Raw genomic sequence first — 19,774 nt, 5'->3', positions numbered from 1 at the left:
GTCGGACGCCTGTTGGGGGGTTGTCGTTGCCGGGTGACAAGCGGCGGATCCAGACGGCGGTACTGGGCAGCGCGGACTCGGAGGAGCCGCTGATCCTGCCGCTGGAGGCGATCGAGTTGGACGCCTTCCGCCGAGAGCACACCGAGGACACCTTCTGGTGCGGGCTGCTGCTCGGCGGCTGCGGTACCCAGCTCACCACGAAGCTCTACACCGACCGCGTCTGCCACTTCGCGCACCTGCCCGATCCGACCGGCCTGCACGTGTGCGAGCGCCGCGCCCGGGACGTCTCCAGTGCCGACCACCTCTACGTAAAGTCCGCCGCCATCGCCTGGCTCCTCGACCAGGACCACCCAGGCGCCGTCCACCTGCGCGAGCCGCTCGGCTCCGTCGTCGACATCGCCTGGGAACACGGAGTCCGAGGGCTGCGACTGCACCTGGACGGCGCGGTGGCGCCGGTGTGGGACGACGACCTGATCGAGCCGGTCCTCGGCGCGAAGGTACCGGTTGACGTCGACACCCTGGTCCGGCGCCGGTACGTGCACCGGGTCCGGTTGGACAGCGCCGGAACCTCCCGCCGGGTGCGCATCGGCACCCAGGCCCCCGCCCGAGACACCGAGTGGTTCAGCCTCGACGAGTGCCACATGTCTCCAGACGGCTTCCGTACCCCCGCCGTGGAGGAGATCCTCGCCGCCCGCCGCGGTCCCCGATCCGGTGGCACCGGATACCGGTCGGCGGCGGGGACGCCCAACACGGCGGCCCGCGCCAAGGCGCTGCTGCGACGCCTCGCCGACGGCCGCAAGCTCGGGTCGGTGGTGGTCGTCACCGGCATCGTCGAGGAGATCCGCTCCCTGGGTCCGCTCGATCCGCTGATCCGCTCCCAAGTTGATCAGGCCCTCCAGGACCTCGACCAGTGGTTCGCTGCGCAGGCGAAGGCCCGCCGGGACCTGTTCGCGCGCATCGACCAGGCCGTCCGGGACCAGGAGAGCGGCCGAGTGCACCAGCTGCTGCTGCTCGCCAACGCCACGGCCTCCCATGAGCGTACGGCTTCCGAGGAGGCGATCGTGGCGGCCGCCGCGGAGCACCTGGCCGACGCCGCCGCGCGCGACCGGGCGGTTCCCCGGCCGGCGCTACCGGGTGATGTCTGGTTCGCCCAGCAGCGGGTGGAGAAGCTCCTCGCCAACCTCGAAGGCCGGCGCACCATGATGACCGCTGAGATGTGCGGGCTGGTGGATCGGCTCGTCCGGGAGGCGGCCATCGTCGGCGACGCGCTCGACCCCGGGGACCAGGCGCTTATCGAACGCTGGGTCGCCCGTGCCGAGGCCAGCAACAATCAGGCTGAGGCGCGGGCCGCCTCCCGGTACCGCCTCGTACGTGGGTCGTGGACCCCGAAGGAGAAGGTCTCCCGCCGGTTGTGGATCGCACGCCCCTGCCCTCGCTGTGGCGCGGGAGCTGGGCAGAACTGCCATGCGACCGGACTGTTGGGGCCCCACGACGAGCGGATCCAGCCGATCCTCGACGAACGAAGGGCCCGCGGGCTGCGGGAAACTTGCCCGGCCTGCGGCCAGCCCCCCGGTGAAGCGTGCACCACCACGAACGGCGGTCCACACACCGAGCGCATCGCCCCCAAGAACAAGACCGCTGGCGGAACAGCGGACGGTCCCCGCGAGAAGTAGCAGGCGAAGCAACTGCCTGGTCGACAGTCGGCCCCGCACCTCCCCGGTTGCCGCCCTCGCCGTCGCCCGCGGCCACGCCGTCCCGCTGCGCACGGCCCGCCAACCGGCGCCCCTCAGCGGTGCCGCGTGACCACGACTGCTCCACCACCCGCCCACCGACCGCTACCGTCGACCCTGCGGCCCGCCGCCACGGCGCCCGCCACCCAGGAGGAGGACCAGGTGACCACCCAGCCCGACCACCAGGCCCCGGCCACCCCGAAGCCGGCCACCCTGCACGAGCTGCGCACCGCGCTCTCCCGCTACGGCCTGCCCGGCGACCGTGACCTGTTCGAGCGGGACCTGGCGGCCGCCCTCGACGCCTCCCCGATCGGCGACCTCGCCGCCGTCACCGAGGTCATCGCCACCTACCGCCACCGCCTCACCCTGCGCACCGACGAACACGCCATGGCCTCGCTCGCCGCACCCATCGGCGGACAGCAGTGGACCCCCGCCAGCGAGGCCATCGCTCGGGTGCGCGCCGCCGGCGGCGACCGGTGACCGACCAGCCCGACCAGCAGCAGCCGGCGCCGCTGCACGTCTTCCTCTCCGACACCGCCGAGCAGGCACTCACCGCGCTGCGCCCCGGCGAGCTGGACGCGGTCGAGAAGCTCCTCGAGCGCCTGGCGGTGTTCCCGCGGCTCGGTATCCCGGTGCCCGGCGGCACCGACCCCGAGGTCGACGACTACACCGCCCGCACCGACCCGGCCTCCGACTCCGGCGACCGCATCAGCGTCGTGTACCGCCTGCACGAGGGCATGTCGGCAATTTTCGTGACGTGGGTGATCGCCGGGCCCTGAATCCCGGATCAGCACCCGCTCCGGGAGATGGCCGGGGCCCTCACGCTCGTCGACGTGAGGGCCCCGGCCATCAGCGTACGGGCCAACCCCTGTCCGCCGTTCGGGCGTTGTCCTGCCGCAGGTGGGGAGTTCCCCGTAGCGTGACCGGCGGACCGCGCCGCGGCCGCTACCGGAAGGGGAGTTCGTGCAAGCGGGAACCGTGCTGGACGGGCGCTATCAGCTCGTCCAGCGGATCGGAGCAGGCGGCTTCGGACAGGTGTGGGAGGCCTACGACCCGAAGATCGGCCGGCCCGTCGCGGTGAAGCTCCTCCTCGAGGACGACCCCTCGCACAGCGCCAGGTTCACCCGTGAAGCGACCGTCGCCGGAAGCCTCTCCCACCCCCACATCGTCACCGTCCACGACGTCGGCACCACCGAGCACAACGGCCAGCCCCTGTCCTACCTCGTCATGGAGCTGATCGACGGCACCCCGCTGAGCACCTTCCAGGAACGCGGCCCCCTGCCGATGCCCGAGATCCTGTACATCGCGTGGTGCGTCGCCGACGCCCTCACCGCAGCCCACCGCGAGGGCCTGGTCCACCGCGACATCAAGCCCTCCAACATCATGATCACCGGCGACGAGCACAACGGCACCAAGTTCGTCGACTTCGGCATCGCCAAGAGCGCCGACATCCGGCACGACATCACCGCCACCGGCATCCTGATCGGCACCCCCGCCTACATGGCCCCCGAAGCCTTCAACGGCGCCCTCGACCACCGCTCCGACCTCTACTCCCTCGGCTGCGTCATCCACGAGATGACCACCGGCCAGCGCCTCTTCGACGGCGACGGCGGCTTCTGGCGCTACGCCCACCAGCACGCCCACGACACCCCACCCCGGCTGCGCACCCTGCGGCCCGAGGCCCCCGTCGAACTCGAGGACCTGGTCGTCCGGCTCCTGGCCAAGGTCCCGGACCGGCGACCCGCCGGCGCCCGGGAGACGGCCCGCGAGCTGAAGAAGATCATCGACCGGCACTACAACCCCAGCGCCCCGCAGAAGGGCAAGGACAGCACCTGCGACGTCACCCTCAGCGCCGAGGAAGCCGCCCTTGGCGCGATCATCCCGTTCCGCCGCAGCGAACACACCACCTGCCCCGACTGCCGTGCCTCCAAGGGCCGGACGACCTGGTGCTCCACCTGCTTCGGCTCCGGCACCGTCCTGACCAAGCAGCACGAGCACAACGTCCGCATCCCCGCCGGCGTCCGCGACGGACAACGCCTGCGCCTGCCCGGCCTGGGCAGCCGCGGCTACAACGGCGGAGAGAACGGCGACCTGTACGCCACTGTGCACATCGTGCCCTGACCGGCCGCCTTCAGCGGTTCGGCCTGGAGCGTCTCGTACGGGCGGTCGGGAGCGGGCAGACTACTGTCTGTCCGTCGTCGACCGGAGAGGCCACGCCCGTGTGGGATCCCGATACCGAACTCCAGGAGCACGCCGAGCGGTACGCCGTCGGCCATGACGGCCGGCACCCGTTCACGGACGCCTGGCCGTGGGCCGAGGCGATCGTCGCCTGGTACCGGCGGCGGCCGCGGCGGCTGACCACGCGCTCCGAGGTCGTGCTGGTCGAAGACGACTGGGCCTTGGTCGTTGCCGGGGTCGCCGAGTCGCTGCGGCTGCGGATGCGTACCGGCGAGATCGGCGACATCCGCATGGACCTCCTCTCCGACGAGCTGCTGCTCTGGGCCCGGGTCGGGAACGAGTTCCCGCGGCCCGGCGAGGCCGGATGGCCGGCCCCGGACGGGTCGTACGCGGACCGGTGGGACGCGCTGGCCGACGTGCTGATCGCCGGCGGTGAGCGCGGCCGGAGCGTGGTCAGGGCCGTCACCGCGGTGCTCAAGGAGCTGGCGGTGCTGGCGACCTCCCGGCCGTACCTGCCGCAAGCGCACAGGGCCGCGCTGATGGAGTACCGGTTCTCCGCGCAGGGCTGCGACACGGTGACGCTCGCCGAGGTCGCCCCGGCGCTCGGGGTCACCCCGGTGCCGGTCCAGGACGTCGCCTGGTACACCGGCTTCGCCGGCCTGGAGCCGGTCGCCTGACCGGTCCTCGCGGGAGGCCGAGCAGGTCGGTGGGAACCTGGAGACGGAAACCGCGCCGTTGCGCGTCCAGCGACGGCGTGCTCCGCGCCCGGGCGGGGGACATCGCGTGGAAACGGCCACGGCCGCGGGCGCGGGCGGATAGCGTCGGTGGCGGGTCGGCCCGGGCCGCCGACGGGCTGGGACACCCCCTGTCCCAGCAGGCCGTTCTGTCGTTTTGCTGGGACGGTCCCACCGTGTTTTTCCAGGTCACGGCGTATCGGGTTCGGACCTGGGACATTGAGACCGAAGGAGTCCGGTGACCGACCAGCAGACCACCTGCGGGAGCCAGCACGTCGTCGAGGCCGTGACCGGGCTGCTGGCGTGCCACGAGCACCTCGGCGCCGAGGCGCTGGCCCTGTTGGCCGCCGAGAAGGAGATCACGGCCGAAGGCCGGCTCGCCACCATCCGGCGGATGCGGACCGGCCTGAGCGACGCCGCAGGCCTCCTCGCGGAGGGCGTCCAGCTGCTGACCGCCGTCCACGGCAGCGCCGTGCTCGGCATCGACGGCGCGGTGAGCCACGCTGCCGACGGCACGCCCGTGACCCTGCTGCCCGCTGTGCGCCCGCAGCAGGAGCTGCTGCTGGAGGCCTGGGAGCTCGTGCAGGAGTCGGTGGACCGACTCGAGGGCAAGGCCTTCGCAGCGACGAAGCGCAGTCCGGGCCTGGCCGCCGCGCGGGTGCCGGACCGGACGGGCCCCGCGCTGCTGAGGCTGCGGGACGGCGTCCTCGCGATCGGCCGCGAGCTGGCCGGGCGCGGCCTTGATGAAGACGCCGCGGAGTGCCGGCAGTCCGCAGAGCTCCTGGAACGATTGGAGGCCCGCGTCTGCCCCCCGCCGCCGCCCGCCGCCGTCGTTCCCCGGCCGACGGCCGAGCAGGTGGTGGCCGCGATCCGGGCCGACCCCACCATCGCCCAGGCCGCGGCCGGCGCCCTTCAGAGCGCCGGCAGCTGAACCATCCGGTCGGGGAGGATGGCCTGCCCGGCTACCGTCCCGGGGCGGCGCCGTCGATCGCGGCGATCAGTCGGGCGTGGACGGCGGTGGCCGCTTCCCGGGTGGCTGGGTCCTCGCTCTTCAGCTGGGGTGCGATGAGTTCGGCGGCTGCGGCGAGGACCGGCACTGGGACGGTGGCTTCGCGCAGGTGGAGGAGCTGGGAGGCGGCGCGCTCGGCAGGGGTGGCCTGGGCGCGGGCGTCGGGTATCAGGGCGCTGATGCCGCGGGGCAAGGGAGACTGGTTGCTGGTCACCCGCCTCATTCTTCCGTGCCGCGGGCGCCTGTGATCACCACGGCCGGTCGTCGGGTTCCTCGCCTGGCAGGGGGCCGTGGTGGTGGCGGGCGATGGCCTCCAGCAGCGCCTGGCGGGCCCGGCGCCGGCGGTCGTCCTCGGTGCGGCCGGCGCCGGCGGCCCAGTCGGGCAGCGGCCGGTCCTGCGCGGCCGCGGTGAGCTCCCGGCCGAGTTCGCCGATCGCCTGCTGCCAGGCGGCGAGCTGGCGGCGGAGTTCACCGACGAGGTGGTCGACGGCCGCCGCCGGATCGGCGCCGAACGCGCGGGCCTCGGCGGCGGCCTCGCCGAGGACGTCCTCGTCCAGGTCGTCGAAGGCGTCCCGCCACCCCGCCGTCTCGGCCGTCGCTTCGAACCGGTCCAGCACGCCTCGCAGCGTGGTGTCGACGGCCTGCGGTGACCAGGGCGGCGGGGTGCGGGGCGCGCGGACGGCGTCGTTCAGCGCCTGGGCGGCGCCGGGGCCGAGTGCCCGCCGGGCGCGGCGGGTGCGGCGGGCGGGCGGAGGCGGTGTCATGCCGGCCGCGGCCGCGTGGGATCGGTGAGGCCGTCGCCGTTCGCGCCGCCCAGGTCCTCGACCACGCGCAGGTCGAGTTCGGCGGCGATGAGGTGCAGGTGCTCCCACTGGTCGGGGTCGAGGCCGAGCGCGGGATCGTCGGCCACTCGCAGCAGGGCGGCGGCCGCGATGCCCGGTCCGGCGGCGGCGAGGGCGTTGTGCAGGGCCTGGGCACGCGCCCGCTCGCTGTAGTCGTCCTGGTAGTGCAGGGAGATCTCGAGGGCCTCTGCGGCGTGGTCGAAAACGTTCTGATAGGCGAGGTGGTCGAGCGGATCGGCGTGGTCGCAGCCGAGGGTCCTGGGCCGCCGGGCGGGGCGGGTGCGGGCGTCACCGGCGGCGGTGGCACCTCGGCCGGCCTCGGTGGCGGCGGTCAGCTCGCAGGCGAGCGCGGTGAGCTCGGCCGCCAGGTCGCCGAGCACGCACGACGGGAAGGTGGCGGCGATCGCGCAAACGGTGATCAGCGGCATCCGCTCGCCAGGGTACAGGTTGGGCCGGGTGCCGGTGGTGTGCGGGGCGCCGAGCACCACATCCGCCGCCAGGGTGTAGCCCAGCTCCTCGGCCAGCAGCCCGTCGCTGCCGGGGACGACCTCGCGGCCGCTCGCCCGGGCGATCGCCTCGGCCGCCCGCTCCAGCGCGCGGGCGTGGTTCTCCTCCCTCTGGCGGCCGGCCAGCTCGCGCACCCACGCGGCCGCCGCCTCACCCGCGTCGGCGGCCCGCAGCAGCGCCGCCGACGCCGCAGCGCGCTGTGCCTGGTCCTCGCCGTCGAGGCCGGTCTCGTCCGGGGTATCGGAGTGCTGCTGCAACGTGGGCAGCGCAGAGATCGTCATGCCGGTGCAACCGCCGTGGGGCCCGGTCGGTCACGGGCAGCAGCGGGTGCAGCAAGGGCACCCTCGCTGCACCCGGGGCGTGCTGCTCCCCGCCGTGTAGCAAGGGCGGCCTTGCTACACGGCGGGGCAGCGCTGCGCAGCGAGCCGGTCCGTGCTGCGCGCCGCCCGCTGCGCATGCGTGGTGCGGGACAACCTGCTGCGCGCCGGGGACAACATGCGGGACAACGCGCTGACCGGGGCCGCGCGGGTGCGGGACAACCCGGCCGTGGGCCGGTCGGTGCGGGATTCCGGGCCGGTGTGAAATTCCCGGCCCCGGCCGCCGTCGGGATCGGAGAGGAAAAGCGCCCCGGTTCGAAATTCGGTGGCCGCGCCTGGATACGATCACGCTATGCAAAACGAACCGGTGCGAAATGGTGGCGAGGTGGCGCTGTTCGAGCTGGACGGCGACCAGGGCGAGGGCACGCGCTGCGAGGGGCCGGACTGCGAGAACACGCTGCCGCCGCGCACCGGCCGGGGCCGGCGCGCGGCCTACTGCTCGCAGGCCTGTAAGAGCCGTGCCGACCGGGCCCGCGCCAAGGCCCGGACCGTCGCCCTGCCCGTCCAGGCCGACCCGGACGGCGAGCCGACCGCCGAGCCGCAGCAGGGCCGGCCGCTCCCGCAGGGGCAGCAGCTGCTCGACGTCGCCAACGCCGTCCGCCGGCACGTCGACACCTTCCTGGCCGCCGTGGTTGACGACCCTAGCGCCGCCTACGCCGATCTGGCCCGCGAGATCCCCGCGCTGACCGCCCGGCTGCTCGCCCGGGCGCAGGACGTGCGGGACGCGCTCCACCCGGGCGACGCGCCAGCCGCTGGAATTGCGCCCCGGGGCGATTTCCCGGCACCTTCCGGGGAGAAGTTCGGCGCGGGTGAAACGCCCCGGGGCGAAAGTCCGGCAGGCACAGCCCCCCACCCGGACGCCGCCAATACGCCCCGGGGCGAAAACACCACCAGCGGGAGCGGCCCGGTCGGCACCCTCACCGCCGCCGACGCGAACACACCGCTGCGCAATGCGGTCGTCGACCCGTACGCCCGCTTCGGTGGGCCCGACCGGCTGGACGACCTGACAGTGACGTTCGGTCCGGGCTGGGAGCTGGCGACCTGGACCGCCCCTGGCGTCGAGCTGGTGCTGCACGACGGCACGGTGAAGGGCTGGACCGCCCTGTTGCCGGACGGCCCGTGGGGCCTGGGCGGCTGGATCGCCGTCGAGCACAAGGGCGACGGACAGCCCGGCCAGTTCGTCGCCGACCGCTTCAGCCGCCCCCGGACCTACCGCAGCGCCGACCTCGCCCTCGACGTCTTCCTCCGCGCCGCCGCCCCGAGCACCCCGGCCTCCACGGCACCGGCCCCGGTCGCGCCCGACGGGGTGCCGGTGCCGGACCTGGCGCTCGCGGCCGCCGCCGGCTCGACGCCGCCGACCCTGCGCGGCCTGGGCGACCCGCACCGCGACTATGCGCTCGGCGCAGGTCTGGTCCACCTCACCTGGCCCGGCCGCTCCGACGCCCAGGCCCTCGAACACCGCGGCCGCCTGGCGGGATGGACCGAGGTCTACGACGCCGGGGGCAGCTGGATCGCCCTCATCTCCGGCCGCCCGGTCGCCGACGCCGCCGACGGCATCCCGCTGCTGTCCGCGAACCCCGCCGACGCCCTCACCCTGCTGCGCCTGGCGCTCGATCAGGGCCTCGCCGCCGCGGGTCCGGCCCGGCCGCTTCCTCCCGTCCACGGGTGATCCCGGTCACGGACAAACCCGGAGGACAAGGCCCTTGACCAGGGCAAACCGGACAGGACAAGGGGGCTGGTCAAGGGGCGCGGTCAGACCGCGGACAAGGGATCGGTGTGCAGGGTCGGCGGCACCCGGGTCCTCGCCCGGATGCCGGGGCTGGCCACCGCATCCGCCCCGGCCGACCGTTGACGGAAGGCCACCTCGATGACCGCCGCCCCGCTTGCCCAACCCGACCCCGACGGCGGCCAGGCCGCCGGCCACCACCGGCTGCGGCTCCCGGGCAAGGCCTTGCCCGACCAGGACAAGGGGCCCGTGGCCACCTCCACGGGCACCTCCGCCCGCACCTCCACGCCCTTCCCGCCCGAATCCGGCGTTTCCGCAGCTCAGGCGCCAAGGACAAGGGGGTCGGGCCGTGGCGACAACCCCTCTGCTCTTGCTGTCGAAGACAGCAAGAGCACGCCCTGGAGGCGAGGGTCGACGGCCCCGGTGCGCGGGCGGGTGCTGATGGCGCTCGCGCTGTTCCAGCGGGCGACCGCCCGGGAGCTGTGGCCGCTGGTGGTACCGAACCAGCGCGGCGACCGCTCCGTGCGCGACGCCCTGGGTGACCTGGAGGAGGCGGGGAAGGTCCGCAAGGAGCTCACGCTGCGGGACGGCCGGCGCCTGTGGTGCCTGACTCCGTCCGGCCGCCGGGACGCCACCGCGCTGCTCCCGGCCGGGTCGAAGCTCGCCGCGGCCCGCCCGCGGCGCGAGAAGCCCATCGCCGCGTACTCCGAGCACGCCCTGGACGTCGTCGCCGTCGCCGGCCTGCTCGCCAAGGCCGGCTTCGGCCACCTGGCCGCGTACGCGACCGAGGTCGAGCACAAGCTGCCCGGCCGCCGCAGCCTGTTCGCCGACCTGGTCCTCACCGACCCCGGCGCGGACGTCCCGGTGCTCCTGGTGGAAGTCGACCGGGACAACGAGGGCACCGGCACCCTGGTCGCCAAGCTCGCCACCTACCGCACCTGGTGCCGACTCCCCGCCAGGGGCGCCACCAAGCGCGCCTTCGAGGCCTCGCTGCACCGCGCAGGGGCCCGCACCCACGACCTGCGCCAGTGGACCGCCACCTACCCGCCCACCGGCCGCGAAGGCCTCCCGCCCGTCGCCCTGGTCCTCGCAGCCGGCCGCAAGCGCAACCGCCGACCCGGCGCCCCACCCCTCACCGAGGAGCAGAAGAAGGCCAAGGCGAAAGCCGACCACGAGCGCCTGCTGCGCCGCATCCGCGAGGTCGAGGCCGCTTCCGAGCACGCCTGGCACGCACCCGCCTACCGAGGCGAGGACACCACCGCCCGCGACTACCACCGCGCCCTGCCGGTCATCGCGACCACCATGCCGCTGCTGCGCCGCTTCGGCGCCGACGGGCTGATCTGGTGGCGTTTCGGCGGCCGGCGCTGGGCCACTCTCACCGAGGCGCTCGACAACGAGGACGGCGACCAGCTGCTGGAGCAGCAGCAGGAGGACGCCCGGCGGGCCCGCGAGGCGCAGTGGGAACGGGAGGAGCGGGAGCGGCGCCGGCCGGCCTGCACCCGCTGCCGGGCGAAGTTCTCGGACGAGCGGTGGGCCGAACAGGACCAGACCGAGACCTGGGATGACGACGGGCTGTGCGCGGCCTGCCGCCAGGCCGACGTCGACCAGCTCGCCCGGCAGGAGGCCGAGCACGAGCAGGCCGCAGCCGAAGCCGCGGCCGCCGAGGAGAACCGCTCCCGCTCCTGGTGGCGGCGCTCCTGACCCGCTGCTCCCTACCGCAGGGCTGCTGACCTGCGGCGGTGAGTTTGGGCATCCGTGCTGACCTGCGGTGGGGAGTTTCGCCGATCGGCCGGTGAGATTCCCTCTCGGACCCCGGTGAGTTTGCCCGGCCCCGGTGGCCACCGGCCGGTGAGTTTCGGGCTATCCACCCAGGTCAGCGGCCGGTGAGAACGAGACCGTCTCCGTTCTCACCGGCTCGGGGCCGCTCCGTCCGGGCTGGCAGAGCCTTCGGCGTGACCACCGCCCGCACCGGCCCGCTCGACCCCGGCGGCTTGGTGCTGACGCACTGAGCGATTCGGCTGTGCCGTCGTGTTCGCCTCTCGGCGGCCGCCGCCCGCGCCGCTACCCTGACAGGGCGCCGGTCGGACCCACAGATCGGCCCTCGACGAGGAGTGCCCGTTGACCTACCCCGAGCCCACCGACGAGACCGCCGTACAGCACGTTCTGGCCGCGGCGGCGCGGGACATTGTCGACCAGAGCCTTGCGGGCCACGACGCGGACGCCGTTCTGGGGCGCCTGGGCACCGGCTACTACATCGTGCGCGCTCACGACGCGTACGAGAAGGCGCGCGGCGTCGGGAAGACGCCCCGCGGGGCCGTCCGCGAGGCTGCACTCGTCGTCATCAAGCGGTATCGCTTCGAGTACCGTCTCGGCGAGTTCGCCCGCTGACCCCGGCACTCACCCGGCTCCGGCAGCGGCCGCCGGGAAGGACCGGTGCGTCACTCTCTCGGGTGGACTCCCCGGCCTGGGGGTTGGGAACACTGCCGCCGTGACCGACACCAACTTGTTCCAGCCCGGCACCACTGTGGTGCGCCGCGACGTCCACGCCGGCCGGGTGTGGACCGCCATGCCACAGCGGGTGATCGACGACACCGGCCATGTGCTGACGCTGGCCTCCTGGCCGGGGATCGAGAGCCTGGCCCCGAGGTCCTGGATCACCTCGCTCGCCACCGGCGACGACACCGCCCGCAAGCAGGGCCTCGCCGACCTCGCGGCCGGCACCTGGACCCTCGGCCACCACCGCTGGCAGGACACCGAGGTGCGCTCCCACTTCCTGGCCGGCGAGTGGTTCTCCGTCCACTGCTTCCAGGACGCGGCCACGAAGGAGCCGCTGCGCTGGTACGTCAACTTCGAACGCCCCTACCAGCGCCGCGGCTTCGGCATCGACACCATGGACCTCGCCCTCGACCTCGTCATCACCCCCAACCTCTCCGGACACCACTGGAAAGACCAAGAGGAGTACGCCCAGCTGCGCCGTCTCGGGGTGGTCGACGACTACACGGCCGGCCAGATCGACCGGGCCCGCGGCCGGGCGATCGGCATGCTGGACGACCAGGCCGGGCCGTTCGCCGCTGGCTGGCCCCGCTGGGAGCCGGACCCGGCCTGGCAGCTTCCGGTTCTGCCGCTCGGCGCCGACGAAGCGGCCCCCTCGACGACGCCCTATCGGGCGTGACGGGCAGCGGCGCGCCGCCCGGCGTCGGACTACGCGGCCGCGCCCTCCGCCGGCTCGCCGGTGTGCTGGAGCCGGCTGCGGGCGGCGACCCGGTCCTCGCCCGACAGCCCCGCCCAGTACTCGTCGGCCCACACCGCGTGGGCGGCTTGGCGCTCGGCCTCCTCCAGGCGCGCCGACTCCGCCAGCACGTCCTCGGCGAGCCCTTCCCGGGCTGCCTCCAGGTCACCGCTGAAGGCCGGCAGCGCAGCCAGGTGCGTCCGGCGCTCGGCCTGTACGGCCTCCAGCGCGCGCTGCGCCTCGATCAGGCGGTCGGGGTACTCGAAAGTCTTCTGCTGCTTGCCCACGAGAGGGAATCGTACGCGCGACCGGATCCGCGGTCCGGCCGCGCCCCGCCGCTACCTTGATGCCCGTCCCAGGGCTCGGTGGGATCCTTGATAGCCGTCCTGTCGCCTCGGTGGACACCTTGACGGTCGCCTTGGAAGGCGTTCCCGATACCTTGGCGGCCGTCCCGCCGCCGGCCCCGGAAGCCTTGATGGCCGGGTAAAACCCGCAGGTCAAAGCATTGGTGGTGGCCGATTCGGATACCTTGGTGCCCCGCTCGGGGCGAAGACTGGGCGGGGCACCAAGGTGCGGGTGGGCGGTCAGGTCCGAAGCTGCGTCCAGCCGCACGGGCGCCGGCGTTCGCCGTCGAGCGGGTGCCAGATGGCGGCGGCGGGTCCGTGCTCGGCGAGGTCCTCGAGGCGGGCGGCGCCGGCGGGGACGGCGGCGAGCAGCTCGGCGGCGGCCGGGTTCTCCTCGGCGGCCAGGCGCAGGTCCGCGACCGCCGCGCCGACGGCGGTGCCCGGGGTACCGACCAGGACGACCAGCACGCTCGGGAACGCCCGCCAGCGTCGCTCCCACCCACAGCCCGAACCGTCCGTGCCGGGCTGCTCCCACAGGGCGGCGCAGGCCGCCAGCTGCTCCGCTACCCGCTCGGTGCCGGTGCCGGGGCGGTGGAGTTCGACGAAGGCGCGCAGCCGTCGGCGCCGGCCGCCGGTGGTGGCGGTGTAGGCGAGCTCGGCGGCGGGCCGGTACGCCGTCCCGTCCGGGCCGGCGGGGTGCGCGGGGCCGGGGAGCAGGTCGAGCGGCCCGCAGCCCTCGCCGCGGGCGCGGGCGTCGGCGACGAACGCGGTGTGCACGCGGCCGAGGTCGAGGAGGTGCCCGCGCCCGTAGCGCAGGGCGGCCTGCTCGGCGACCGTCTCGCCGGCCGGGCGGCGGGCTTCGGGGAAGGTCGCGGTCACGGCGGAGCCCGCCGCGGTGAGGTGCCAGGCCTTCGCACGTCCCGCCTGCGGCAGGGTGACGAACTCCGCCAGGCCCTCGGCGTGGAGGCGGGCCATGCGCTTCTGGGTCTGCTTGAGGCTGGCCTGTCCGCCGTGCAGCTGGTGGAGCTGTTCGGCGGTGGCCAGCGTGAAGCGGGCGAGTGTCACCAGGACGTCGTGGTCGGTCTCCAGATCCCCGTGCACGAAGGTGCTCCCTCATTCCGAAGCACGGGCTTATCCCGTGCTCGGAGAATGGAACCCCACGAAACTCACCGGATTTCTCACCACCAAGGTTGGTAGTCCATAACGATTCCGCAACTCCCGCCGCCAAGGTATCCCGTGTTCTAACCGGTCTTCTCACCGGTCCGGTAACGGGTCCGTTATCCGGTCCCCACCAACGTTGGTGACAAGCCTTGGCGGCATGCCTCTGACCTGTGGTGATGGCCGTCAAGGTGCCGGTGGGTTTCCTTGATGGCCCATCAAGGAAACCCGCCGATACCTTGATGACCCGGTGAGTCTGCCCGAAGCACTTCCGTACCCCCTGCCGTTTCCCCTACCACCGCCCCTACCGGCCACCTCGCGCCCGAGAGGCGAATCCGCCCAGCTCAGCGCCCGAATCCGGGTCGCCGCCGCATTCTGACAACCCTCTTCTCCCGTCTTTCTGCTTTTGGTTTTGGTTTGTGGTTGTGGCGTTGTCGGTTGGTCGGTTCGGGTTGTTGCACCTGCGGTGGGCTTTTCCTTTTTCTGCGTCCGGCTGGTGCCGGCCGCGCGCTGGTCGGGGGCGGCGGCGGGGCCGGAATCAGGGGTGGTGGGAGAGGGGGCGGCACGCGGGCCGACAACGGGCTTGGCGGTTGTCAGGAGCGCCGGATATCCCGGAGAGGCAGCAACCCGACCGCGACCCCGGGAGACGTCCGTGAGCACCCGTCAGCGCCTCGCCCAGCCCGACGACAACGACGGCCAGGCCGACGCCGTCGAACCGGCCGGTCCGTCCCGGCCGGGACGGACCGCGTACCGGCGCGGTGCCGCCAACCCGAATGGCTCGACCACCGCGCTGCGCGCCGATGTCCTCGGCGCGCTCGGCGTTCTCAAGGTCGCCACCGCCGACCAGCTCCAGCGCCTGCTGCGCCCCGGGGCGGCGTCGAACAAGGCGATCCGGCAGGCCCTCGGCGACCTCGCGCTGCACGGCCTGGTCGCCTCCGACGGCAACACCCGCAACCGGCACAAGACCTGGCGGCTGGAGGGAACGGTCGGACTGGAGGCGGCCGGGCAGGTACTCGGCCTGCCCCGCGCCGACATGGGCGGCACCGCCCGGGGCGCAGGCCGCTCCGGCGCCCAGCACGCGATGGCGGTCAACGAGACCGTGCTCGCCTTCGTCCGGGGCGGCACCGCGCCCGGGGCCGCGGGCGGGGTCGGCACCGTGACCGACTGGGCGACCGAGGTCGAGTTCCCGCTGCCGGGCGGCCGGCGAAAGGTGCGCCCGGACGCGGTGTGGCAGGCCCCGGAGATCGGGGTGCCCGTCCTGATGGTCGAGGTCGACCGCTCCACCATGGCCCCGGAGCGGGTCGCGGCGAAGTTCACCGCCTACCGCGAGCTGTTCCGCACCAAGGTGAAGAGTACCGACCCGGCCCTCGCCGACCGGGAGCCGGCCGACCGGATGGTGCACTGGTGGCGCCAGGCCTGGCCCGGCCGCCACACCCGGCCCGGCTACCCGCCCGTCGCCCTGGTCGTCACCGACGCCGGACCGGTGGCGCTGGCCAACCGGCAGCAGGCGGTGGCGGACCTGTCGCGCGACGCCTGGGGCGGCTCCTGGTGGACCATGCGCTCCGACGACGCGGGAGGGGACGGCTGGCGCGAGTACGACGACGCGGTGCCCGTCATCGCAACCACCCTGGAGCTTCTGGCCGAGCACGGCCCCCTCGGCCCCATCTGGTGGCGCTACGGCCGCGAAGGCCGGCACTCCCTCCTGGACGCGCTGGAGAGCCCGGACACCCGCGCCGCTTACGACCAGCGCCAAGCCGCCCGGGAGGAGAACGCCCGCCAGGCCCACCGCGAGCTGATGCGCACCCTCGCCTGCGCCGACTGCGGCCAGATCCCGGAACAGGAGAGCACCTGGGAGTACAAACTCCACGGCTGGTGGACCCGCCGTCCCTGCGGCCGCTGCTACCCCTGCCACGAACAACACCAGCAGCGACAGGAGGAGGAGCGGGAGGCCCAGGCCCAGGCACGACTGAAAGCCGCCCGGGCCGCGAACGCCGAGCTGCGCCCGTGCTGGACGTGCGGGGGCTCGATCGGCGGGAAGGCGGGGTCGCCGTTGGAGCTGACCGAGAAGGCCGGCCCGGACCGGCTGGAGTGCCTGCAGTGCGCCAGCGACCGGGAGGAGAAGGAGCTGGGGCCGCTGGTGCTGCCCGCCCCGACGAAGCGGGAGTTGCTGGTCGCTCGCTTCTCGGCCCCGCCCGACCGGTGGTGGGAGGATCGGGTTCGGCACGCCGAGCTCTACCCGGTGAAGGACCGCACCCCATGAGCGCCGGCGCCCGGAGGCTGTCGCGGCCCCCTGTCGCGTGGGGTGCTGTGACCTGCACGGATACCCGCTTTCCCCCGTGTGTGGTCGGGGCGCGACAGCTCGGCGCGACAGGCCACCGACTGCAACACAGGGGTGCAACGCGGGACTCCGCGTTGCACCCCTGACCTGGTTCTTCGCCCCGCCGGACGGCGACCCGCCTCGTGTTGCAGCGTGCGCGTTGCACCCCGAACGGCCTGGCTTACTCCCAGCGCATGCCGAGTTCGGTCAGGCGGGCGGCGCGGGCGGCTGGGATGGTGGCCCGCCGCAGGCGGCTGTTGGCCACGAAGAGTCCCAGGGCCACGACGATCTCCGTCGACGTGCCGTCCTCACCGTCGGCCAGGAGTAGCGTCTCCTTGTGCTTGCGTGGCACGTTCAGGTGCCCCTCGCGTGCCCGGTACTGGGCGGCGGCTGCGAGGTTGCGCTGCTCCTTCTCCGCGTGGCTCACCTTCGGGGCCGGCTTCTCCTCCGGTGCGAGGGGTTCGAGTCCGAGGACGTGCTCCAGCGCCCACTGCTGGGCCGGGCTGAGCTTGTCCCAGCCGGCCTGCTGGGTGCGGGCCCATCCGGTGAGGTCTTCGCCCTGGACGACGATGCTGCCCGGCTCGGCCCCGGTCAGGGTTCCGCCGTCCTGGAGGTGGCGCCGGGCGAGGATGAAGCACCGCCGCCAGTCCACCGGCCAGGAGGGGCACCACCCGGGGTCGATCTCGTCGAGGGCGGCCTTGCGTTCGGCGGTCAGCGTCCCGGTCCAGTCCAGCCCGGTCTCACCGGCCTCGGCGCGGTGTTGGAGGGCTTCGGTGCGGCGTTGGGCGGTGCGCAGGTTCTTCATGATGGTCCCGACCGGCCGCCCGCCCCACACCGCTTCGTTCGGCGGGCAGGCGTGCCCGTGCTCGGCCGCATACCCGGCCACCGCGGCCAAGTTATCGGTGAACGCCGTGTCGAACGCCGACCACACCATCCCGAGCCCGTCCAGCTCCTTCACGCGCTCGGCGTCCAGGACGTCGGCCGCCTTGTACCGGCGCTGGTCGGCCACCCACACCCCCAGCCGGTGCCCGGACGGCGCCCGATAGCCGTAGGGCACCTTCACGTCCCCGAACTTCTCCCGGTAGGCGACCAGCTCCTCCAGGCCCCGCCGGAACTCCTCCCGCTCCGGCTCCAGCACCCGGGTCCGCACGAACGCCGCGATCACCGCCGGGTCGCGCTCGGTGGAGAACTGCAGCAGCTGCGCCTCCCCGGCGGCGGAGCGGCGCTCCTCCGGCTCCCCGGCGTGCTTCGGCTCGCGCGGGGGCCGGGTCTCGGACTGCGGCATGGCCAGGCGCTCGACGGCGGCCGCGTCGTGCGAGCGCAGCGCCATCAGGATCTTGGAGAGGCCGTCGTAGGCCCGGGAGGTCAGCAGCTGGTTGCCGTTCTCGCCGGCCCCGAGCAGGACGGGCACCACGATGGTGGCGACCTTCCCGCTGCCCGGCTTCATCCGCAGCGCACGCCCCACGGCCTGGACCAGGTCGACCATAGAGCCGCGCACGTCGGCGAAGAACACCGCGTCGCAGTCGAAGGTGTCGACGCCCTCGGAGAGCACCTTGACCGAGGCCAGGATGTACCGCAGCAGCCGCCACCCGTCGTCCCTGACCAGCGAGGCGAACGTGCCCAGCACGGCCCGCCGCTCGGCCGGCGTGTGCTCCGCCTCCAGCCACGTCGTCCCGACCAGCGCCGGGTCCGCGTGCAGCGCCGGGTCCTGCTCCCACAGCACCCGGGCCACCTCCGGCAGGCCGCTGCTCAGCGCCCGGGCCTCGGCCACCATGTGATGGAAGGACAGCACCCTCGACAGGTCCCACTCCGCACAAGCCGTCAGCAGAGCGGTCTGCAAGGCCGCCAGCCGGGCGCCCCGGTACTCCACCGACCGGTCACTCGCACCGCGCTGCTCCAGGCCCTGGAGGACGGGGTCGGACACGTCCACGCACAGGATCCGGTAGGGGGCGATCACCCCGTCGGAGATCGCGGTCCCGAGGGGGTAGTCGTGGGCGACGGGCCCGTACAGCGCCTCGTCGTCCATGGACGCGATCAGCTCGGCCGCCTCGATCCCGGCCGCCGCCGCCCTCTCCCGATCGGCCTCCTTGACCGCCCACAGCCGTGGCGTGGCCGTCATGAACAGCCGCCGGTCACACGGGATGCGCGCGTTGTCCAGGATCGCCGCCCACGGCCGCCCCGCCTGGCCGGAGGTTCGGTGCGCCTCGTCCACCACCGCGAGCGAGAAGGCCGGCAGTCCGGCCTGGTGCGCCTTCTCCAGGTGGCCCAGGCCCAGGCTGGCGTAGGTGGCGAACACCGTCACCCGCCCGGGCCCGGCCGTCCACTTCACCAGCTCCGCCGGGTCGGTGGTGCAGCGCAGGCCCACGGGCTGCTCGTTGCCCGCCAGGGAGCAGAGCCCGACCATCAGCCCGCCGTGCCCCTCCCGCTGCCAGACCTCGGCCGTCTGCTCCAGCAGCGGCAGCGAGGGCACGATCACCAGTGTCCGCTCGGCGTGGAGCCGCCCGGCGACGTGAACGGCCGTCAGCGACTTGCCCGAGCCCGTGGCGGCCCGGATCTGGCACCGCAGCCCCTCCGGCGGCACCAGGCCCGACGCGGGCAGCGTCAGAAGTCGTACTGCTGCGTCGCACGCCTCTTCCTGATTCAGGCGCAGTTTCTTCGCCATAATTTCTGTCTCCCTTTTCCGGAATTCATGCGACGCAGCAGAAAAGCCGCTACGGCCTTTTCGAGGGTTCCCCGTATTCGGTGGGCGGGCCGTTTCTCGTGGTGGCAGCTCAGTCCTCGGGCGTCCAGGGGCCCCGGCCGTTGTGCAGGTCGTCGGCGAGCTCGTCGTGCAGCCTGTGGACGCACTTCGTCACCCACTGGCTGAGGTCGGAGAGCCGCTCAAGCTGGGCGATCAGCAGGGGACCGGCGATGGTGAAGCTGTGCGGCTCCTGCTCCATGTCGTCGGCGATGCCCGGGAACATCCGGAGCACTCGATAGAGATCGACCGGCGCGGCCTTCTCGGGATCCGGCAGCTCAATACCGTCAGCGTCTCGCACGATCAAAGCACTCACCATCCATTGAGGAGTCACGTCCGGGCCCTTTGGCGAGGCGCCGAACCCGGGCGATCCTGCGGGATCGAGGGCCACCCGGTGCCCGTCTGGCAATCCAGAGTCTAGCGGGCTGCTGTCTTTGATGCACGAGAACGGGCGAAGCCCGTCCCTGTACCACCCCAACGAGTGACCCCACCACCTGACCACCCCTCACCATCCCACCCGTCAAGGCGCGAAGCGCCCCCACCCACCACCCCAGTCAGCCCGGGCGAAGCCCGAACCCACCCCCACTCACCCAGGGCCGAAGGCCCCACCCTGACATCCACCCAACTCCGCAGCAAAGCGCGGAGTTGACCCACCACCACCCACACGCGCGCAGCGCCCGCCACCCCACCCGATCGGGCGCAGCCCGATCCGGCCGGCGCAGCCGGCCCCGCCCGCGCGCAGCGCGGGCCAGCCTCCGACGCAGTCGGAGGCCCCCGGCCGAAGGCCGGGGCAGTACCGGCGGCGAAGCCGCCGCGCAGCGCCGAAGGCGCAAGCAACCCGGGCCGAAGGCCCGTGGTTACCCGGCGACGCCGGGTAACCACGGGC

At 73.6% G+C, this 19,774-nt stretch carries 19 protein-coding genes; 12 read left to right on the top strand and 7 right to left on the bottom strand.

The annotated features are described in order from the left end of the window. The first annotated feature begins 26 nt into the window (after positions 1–26). The 6 genes from ABZW10_RS36670 to ABZW10_RS36645 all read left to right on the top strand — a co-directional run bounded on the left by ABZW10_RS36670 (position 27) and on the right by ABZW10_RS36645 (position 5,573). Positions 27–1,673, top strand: a complete 1,647-nt coding sequence (locus tag ABZW10_RS36670) for a hypothetical protein (RefSeq protein WP_355375371.1) — start codon at positions 27–29, stop codon at positions 1,671–1,673. A 219-nt stretch (positions 1,674–1,892) separates the two neighbouring features. Beyond that, entirely contained in the window at positions 1,893–2,210 is a 318-nt protein-coding gene (locus ABZW10_RS36665) for a hypothetical protein (protein ID WP_355375368.1), read from the top strand. Beyond that, positions 2,207–2,509, top strand: a complete 303-nt coding sequence (locus tag ABZW10_RS36660; protein ID WP_355375366.1) for a hypothetical protein — start codon at positions 2,207–2,209, stop codon at positions 2,507–2,509. The genes ABZW10_RS36665 and ABZW10_RS36660 overlap by 4 nt, the downstream gene beginning before the upstream one ends. A gap of 184 nt (positions 2,510–2,693) precedes the next feature. Beyond that, a complete protein-coding gene (locus ABZW10_RS36655; RefSeq protein WP_355375363.1) occupies positions 2,694–3,851 on the top strand; it encodes a protein kinase in 1,158 nt (385 codons plus the stop codon). A gap of 98 nt (positions 3,852–3,949) precedes the next feature. Continuing rightward, positions 3,950–4,585 (top strand): hypothetical protein, encoded by a 636-nt coding sequence (locus ABZW10_RS36650; protein WP_355375361.1) that lies wholly within the window; start codon positions 3,950–3,952, stop codon positions 4,583–4,585. Between the two features lie 295 nt (positions 4,586–4,880). After that, positions 4,881–5,573, top strand: coding sequence for a hypothetical protein (locus ABZW10_RS36645; protein WP_355375358.1), 693 nt, complete (start codon positions 4,881–4,883; stop codon positions 5,571–5,573). Positions 5,574–5,604: 31 nt separating this feature from the next. On the opposite strand, the gene ABZW10_RS36640 is transcribed toward ABZW10_RS36645, so the two are convergent. The 3 genes from ABZW10_RS36640 to ABZW10_RS36630 are packed head-to-tail and all read right to left on the bottom strand — an operon-like array spanning position 5,605 to position 7,281. Continuing rightward, positions 5,605–5,865 carry a hypothetical protein gene (locus ABZW10_RS36640; protein ID WP_355375355.1) on the bottom strand — a complete coding sequence of 87 codons (261 nt, stop codon included), beginning with the start codon at positions 5,863–5,865 and terminating at the stop codon, positions 5,605–5,607. A 34-nt stretch (positions 5,866–5,899) separates the two neighbouring features. Next, positions 5,900–6,415 (bottom strand): hypothetical protein, encoded by a 516-nt coding sequence (locus tag ABZW10_RS36635; RefSeq protein ID WP_355375353.1) that lies wholly within the window; start codon positions 6,413–6,415, stop codon positions 5,900–5,902. Continuing rightward, positions 6,412–7,281 carry a hypothetical protein gene (locus tag ABZW10_RS36630; protein ID WP_355375350.1) on the bottom strand — a complete coding sequence of 290 codons (870 nt, stop codon included), beginning with the start codon at positions 7,279–7,281 and terminating at the stop codon, positions 6,412–6,414. Before ABZW10_RS36630 ends, ABZW10_RS36635 begins: the two co-directional genes overlap by 4 nt. A gap of 151 nt (positions 7,282–7,432) precedes the next feature. Between ABZW10_RS36630 and ABZW10_RS36625 the strand changes: the two genes are divergently transcribed. The 5 genes from ABZW10_RS36625 (at position 7,433) to ABZW10_RS36605 (ending at position 12,275) form a co-directional block, all read left to right on the top strand. Then, the gene (locus ABZW10_RS36625) at positions 7,433–7,582 is read left to right on the top strand and encodes a hypothetical protein (protein ID WP_355375347.1); all 150 of its coding nucleotides are present in this window, start codon (positions 7,433–7,435) and stop codon (positions 7,580–7,582) included. Positions 7,583–7,669: 87 nt separating this feature from the next. After that, a complete protein-coding gene (locus ABZW10_RS36620; RefSeq protein ID WP_355375344.1) occupies positions 7,670–9,046 on the top strand; it encodes a hypothetical protein in 1,377 nt (458 codons plus the stop codon). A 480-nt stretch (positions 9,047–9,526) separates the two neighbouring features. Continuing rightward, entirely contained in the window at positions 9,527–10,804 is a 1,278-nt protein-coding gene (locus tag ABZW10_RS36615) for a replication-relaxation family protein (RefSeq protein ID WP_355375341.1), read from the top strand. Positions 10,805–11,221: 417 nt separating this feature from the next. Then, entirely contained in the window at positions 11,222–11,491 is a 270-nt protein-coding gene (locus ABZW10_RS36610; RefSeq protein WP_355375338.1) for a hypothetical protein, read from the top strand. Positions 11,492–11,591: 100 nt separating this feature from the next. Continuing rightward, entirely contained in the window at positions 11,592–12,275 is a 684-nt protein-coding gene (locus ABZW10_RS36605) for a DUF402 domain-containing protein (RefSeq protein WP_355375336.1), read from the top strand. A 29-nt stretch (positions 12,276–12,304) separates the two neighbouring features. Here ABZW10_RS36605 and ABZW10_RS36600 read toward each other — a convergent pair whose 3' ends face one another. After that, positions 12,305–12,619 (bottom strand): hypothetical protein, encoded by a 315-nt coding sequence (locus ABZW10_RS36600; protein WP_355375333.1) that lies wholly within the window; start codon positions 12,617–12,619, stop codon positions 12,305–12,307. 297 nt (positions 12,620–12,916) lie between these two features. Then, complete coding sequence (locus ABZW10_RS36595; RefSeq protein WP_355375331.1) at positions 12,917–13,777, bottom strand: replication-relaxation family protein; 861 nt, start codon at positions 13,775–13,777, stop codon at positions 12,917–12,919. A gap of 709 nt (positions 13,778–14,486) precedes the next feature. Here ABZW10_RS36595 and ABZW10_RS36590 point away from each other — a divergent pair. Then, entirely contained in the window at positions 14,487–16,094 is a 1,608-nt protein-coding gene (locus tag ABZW10_RS36590; protein ID WP_355375329.1) for a replication-relaxation family protein, read from the top strand. Positions 16,095–16,332: 238 nt separating this feature from the next. Here the strand turns inward: ABZW10_RS36590 and ABZW10_RS36585 are convergent, their stop codons facing one another. Both ABZW10_RS36585 and ABZW10_RS36580 read right to left on the bottom strand, forming a co-directional pair. Then, the gene (locus ABZW10_RS36585; RefSeq protein WP_355375327.1) at positions 16,333–18,813 is read right to left on the bottom strand and encodes a Helicase associated domain protein; all 2,481 of its coding nucleotides are present in this window, start codon (positions 18,811–18,813) and stop codon (positions 16,333–16,335) included. Between the two features lie 109 nt (positions 18,814–18,922). Then, complete coding sequence (locus ABZW10_RS36580) at positions 18,923–19,189, bottom strand: hypothetical protein (RefSeq protein WP_355375324.1); 267 nt, start codon at positions 19,187–19,189, stop codon at positions 18,923–18,925. Between the last annotated feature and the right edge of the window lie 585 nt (positions 19,190–19,774).

Source organism: Kitasatospora sp. NPDC004723, from assembly GCF_040609255.1.
GTDB lineage: Bacteria > Actinomycetota > Actinomycetes > Streptomycetales > Streptomycetaceae > Kitasatospora.
This window is presented reverse-complemented; position numbering and strand designations above follow the sequence as displayed.

Bases quoted from the DNA above. Each gene is read 5' to 3' on its own strand.
- ABZW10_RS36635 (WP_355375353.1), bottom strand. From the start codon at position 6,415: ATGACACCGCCTCCGCCCGCCCGCCGCACCCGCCGCGCCCGGCGGGCA.
- ABZW10_RS36630 (WP_355375350.1), bottom strand. From the start codon at position 7,281: ATGACGATCTCTGCGCTGCCCACGTTGCAGCAGCACTCCGATACCCCG.
- ABZW10_RS36620 (WP_355375344.1), top strand. From the start codon at position 7,670: ATGCAAAACGAACCGGTGCGAAATGGTGGCGAGGTGGCGCTGTTCGAG.
- ABZW10_RS36585 (WP_355375327.1), bottom strand. From the start codon at position 18,813: ATGGCGAAGAAACTGCGCCTGAATCAGGAAGAGGCGTGCGACGCAGCA.